This is a genomic window from Bradyrhizobium sp. (assembly GCF_049586575.1).
Taxonomy (GTDB): Bacteria; Pseudomonadota; Alphaproteobacteria; order Rhizobiales; family Xanthobacteraceae; genus Bradyrhizobium.
In genome coordinates this window covers 1-3,702 of the sequence record NZ_JBAVCF010000732.1, presented here as the reverse complement: position 1 = coordinate 3,702, position 3,702 = coordinate 1, and the positions used below count along the sequence as shown (strand labels likewise).

Genomic DNA, 3,702 nt, shown 5'->3' with positions numbered 1-3,702 from the left:
CTGCTACCTCGTCGGCAATGATGCGCTTGACCAGCGGACGTATCACCATGAACAGCACCACCAGGCCGAGCAACATCATGACGCCGAGCTCGATGACGTACATGACGTCGTCCTTGGTGAATTGCAGCATCCCGAGCAGCCCGGTGGGCTCAGCCAACGGCGCCACGGCCGGCGCTTCGGCAAATCGCAGGTTGACGACCTCCACCTGGTCGCCGCGCTTCTGGTCAAAGCCGATGGCCGAGCGCACCAGCGCGGCAATCTGGTCGAGCTGCGCCTTGCTGCGGTCTTGATAGACCATCTCGCCTTTTTCGTTCTTGGTGTAGTTGCCGTCGACGAGCACGGCGACCGAGATGCGATTGACCCGGCCCGCTTCGGTCACTTCCGTCTTGGTGGTGTGCGAAATCTCGTAATTGTTGGTTTCCTCGGTCTTCTTGCTCTGGTCACGGGCGAGCGCCGCATTGTTGTTCTGCTGGGCGCCCGGGAGTTCATTGCCGACCGAGACCTGGCCATTGTTTTCGGCGGTGGCGCTCGATTCCTCGCGGGTCTGGCTTGATCGCAGCACCCGGCCTTCGGGATCGAATTTATCGGATGTCTCGGTGATCTTGTTGTAATCGAAATCCGCCGAGAGCTGGACGCGGGCACGGCCCGAGCCGACCACCGACGATACGATTGTCTCGATCTCGTTGCGCATCCGCTTTTCGAAGGCCGACCGCCGCTCGTCGCCCGCGGTGTTGTCGTTGGGTCCGCCGGCGCCATCGGCCAGGAGCTGACCGGCTTCGTCGACGATCGATACCCGCTGCGGTTTCAAGCCGTTGACGGCCGAGGCGACCAGATGGCGGATCGCCCTGATCTGTTGCGGCTCGAGGCTGCCGCGAACCCGGACGACGATCGAGGCCGACGGTTCGGGTGTCTCACGCGCAAATAGCGGCCGCTCCGGCAGCACCAGATGGACTCTGGCGGCCTGGACACGGTCGATGGCGCGAATGGTTCGTGCGAGTTCGCCTTCCAGCGCGCGCAAATGGTTGATGTTCTGGACAAAACTGGTGGTGCCCAGCGCGTCCGACTTGTCGAAGATCTCGTAGCCGACGCCGCCGCCCTTCGGCAGGCCGCCCTCGGCAAGCTTCATGCGCAGCCGCGTGACCTTATCCTTGGGCACCATGATGACGGCGCCGTCGTTGCGGAGTTCGTAGGGAACGGCCTGCCGTTCCAGGTCCTTGATGACGGCGTTGGAGTCTTCGAGGCTGAGATCGGTGAAGAGGGTGGTCATCTGCGGCGTGGTGACGCGCATGATGACGAACGCGAAGAAGCCGACCAGCGCGGCGGTCACCGCCACCATCGCCATCAGCCGCGAAGCGCCCAAGCCCTTCAGGAAGCTCACGAGACTCTGCAAACCAACTGCCCCTCAGATTCGGTCCCGTCAGGGATCCGATCACTGGGCAATTATTGCCTATGGTATGGTTTCGATATGGTTAACGAAGATTAAGGGCGGCGGAGAAAGTTCAAAACGGAAAAAATCGGCTTCGCAGGACGAAGCCGATTTTCTTCAATTGCCAATCGCTCGAAGCGACGATTATTGGCGATATTGCTGGATTCGGGTGGTTCGCAGCCCGGCAAGGCCGTGTTGATCGATGGAAAACTGCCAGGAGAGGAATTCGTCAACGGTCAGCGTATAACGGCTGCAGGCTTCCTCGAGGGAAAGCAGGCCGCCGCGAACCGCAGCAACGACTTCGGCCTTGCGACGGATAACCCACCGCTTGGTCCCGGGTGCGGGCAGATCCGCGATCGTCAACGGACTGCCGTCAGGCCCGATGACGTATTTTACCCTCGGGCGATGGGGCTCTGTCATGGCGTACTCACAAACTCTCAACCACTGAACTCACGCCATTAAGCTACCCCCGGCGACTTAAAATTTGCCTAAACCCAAGCCTCCAATACGAATCTCCTTGAAAATGCCGGCACGGGTGCGGTCCGGCGCCGCCATAGGGCGCCCTTTTTAACCCAATCTTAAGCCGCCGGGCGGGCGGCGGCCGGTTCACGGCAGCTAATCGATGATGCTCTGGACCTGATTGACCGTGAAGGTCTGTCCGCCGATCGTCAGAAGCGGCGGCGATTGGGTGAGATTGACCGAGCTGACCACGCCCGCGACCGAGGTGGAGACGGCCACCGTGTTGTTGGTGGAATCCTTGGCGGTCGCCGTAAGGGTGTAGTTGCCGTCGGGATTCTGGGTACCGTCGGTGCCGAGGCCGTTCCAGTTGAACGTCTGGTTGTTGCCGGCCGTGGCGGCGAAAGTGTTGGTGTAGACGGTCGAGCCCGAGCTGTTGGCAATCGAAATGGTGATATTCGAAGCGGAGGGAATGTTAAGCTCCCACGTGGCTTTGCTGTGGGTCATCGTCGCGGTCTTGCCGTTGACGACGGCGGTCTTGCCGACAAACTGCAACGCCTGACTCGATTGCGCGGTCTGCTGGAGCGAGACCAGCGTGGCCAGCGAATCGTTGGTGTTGATTTGTTGCTGGACGCCGGCGAATTCGACCAGCTGCTGGGTGAACTGGTTGGTATCGAGCGGGCTGAGCGGGTTCTGGTTCTGCAATTGCGTGGTCAGCAGTTGCAGGAAGCTTTGAAAGTTGCCCGCAATCTGCGTATTCGCCAGCGCATTGGCGGCGGCCGAACCGGTGCCGCTGGCCGAGGTAGGTGAGGTCGTCGTCCCCGAAACGACGGGGCTTGAGGTGTGGGCGGCTGTCGTCGTCATGTTCTTCTCCTCAAACTCTGATGTCGATGCCGCTGCTCGATCCGGTCGAGCGGCCATAACTGCGACCGGCAACCGAGGCAGCGACGGCATCTTCGTCGGTGATGATCAGGCGCTGGGCGTTGGGGTTGTTGTTCCCGTTGTTCTGGCCGGAAGAAGACTGATCGCGCAGGCTGAACTGCAAGCCGCCGCTGCCGGTCTTCAGTCCGGCATCGTTGAGCGCCTGCTGCAATTGGGGTGCGTCCTGCTGCAGCATCGACAGCGTATCAGGCTTCTCGACCGTCAGATGCGAGGTGACCTGGCCGTTCTGATCAATCTGGATACGGACGTCGATGCGGCCCAGGTCGGCGGGATCGAGCCGAATTTCAAAACTGCTCTTGCCGCTCTTCACATTGGCGGCGATCTCGACCGCAAGTCCGCTCAAGGGCACGGCGGCGCTGGTTGCCGCCATCGCGGTGAAATTGCCGGTCTGGCCGAGGGCCGAGCTTGAATTGAGCTGTGGCTGCAGCGCGCCGAGCGCTTGGGTAGGATCGACCGCGTCAGTGACGACATGCGCGGCGGCTGTGGTGGTCGCCACATGATCATGGCTCGATGCTGCGGGCGTCGCCGCGGCAGCGTCGGTGGTTATGCCCGGGATAGCGAGGTTCGTCGCCTCTTGCTTGCCCGTTGTCGAAGCCTGCGCCGCTGCCACGTTCTGGCTCGCGTCCGCCGTCGCGCCGGTCGCGGTCGCGGTCGCGTCAGTCGATGTCGAACTGGATGAGGAGCCACCGGTTGCCGTGGTGGCGGCTTCGGTCTTTCCTTGTGTGGTCTTCGGCGTGATGGGCACCGTGGCGGCCACGGCCGTTGTCACGGCGGAGGCATCGGCCGGCGTTGGAGCGCTGGCCTGCGCGCTGGAGTTCAAGGCGATTGCGGGAGCCGCTGCCTTCCCAGTCGTTGCCGCGCTGCCGGACGTGGTGGGC

The 3,702-nt window shown here is 62.3% G+C and carries 5 protein-coding genes; 1 reads left to right on the top strand and 4 read right to left on the bottom strand.

Features of this window, described 5'->3' with window-relative positions:
- The 4 genes from fliF to WB528_RS26600 all read right to left on the bottom strand — a co-directional run.
- On the bottom strand, window positions 1-1,390 hold a 1,390-nt coding region (fliF, locus tag WB528_RS26615), incomplete at its 3' end, for a flagellar basal-body MS-ring/collar protein FliF (protein ID WP_423892324.1).
- A 180-nt stretch (window positions 1,391-1,570) separates the two neighbouring features.
- Window positions 1,571-1,846: a DUF1153 domain-containing protein gene (locus WB528_RS26610; RefSeq protein WP_002714638.1), complete on the bottom strand. Its 276-nt coding sequence runs from the start codon at window positions 1,844-1,846 to the stop codon at window positions 1,571-1,573.
- 195 nt (window positions 1,847-2,041) lie between these two features.
- Window positions 2,042-2,746: a flagellar hook assembly protein FlgD gene (locus WB528_RS26605; protein WP_423892322.1), complete on the bottom strand. Its 705-nt coding sequence runs from the start codon at window positions 2,744-2,746 to the stop codon at window positions 2,042-2,044.
- A 10-nt stretch (window positions 2,747-2,756) separates the two neighbouring features.
- Entirely contained in the window at window positions 2,757-3,320 is a 564-nt protein-coding gene (locus WB528_RS26600) for a flagellar hook-length control protein FliK (RefSeq protein ID WP_423892320.1), read from the bottom strand.
- Between the two features lie 82 nt (window positions 3,321-3,402).
- Between WB528_RS26600 and WB528_RS26595 the strand changes: the two genes are divergently transcribed.
- The coding region (locus tag WB528_RS26595; RefSeq protein ID WP_423892318.1) for a hypothetical protein at window positions 3,403-3,702 on the top strand (300 nt) is incomplete at its 3' end.

Bases quoted from the DNA above. Each gene is read 5' to 3' on its own strand.
- WB528_RS26605 (WP_423892322.1), bottom strand. From the start codon at position 2,746: ATGACGACGACAGCCGCCCACACCTCAAGCCCCGTCGTTTCGGGGACG.
- WB528_RS26610 (WP_002714638.1), bottom strand. From the start codon at position 1,846: ATGACAGAGCCCCATCGCCCGAGGGTAAAATACGTCATCGGGCCTGAC.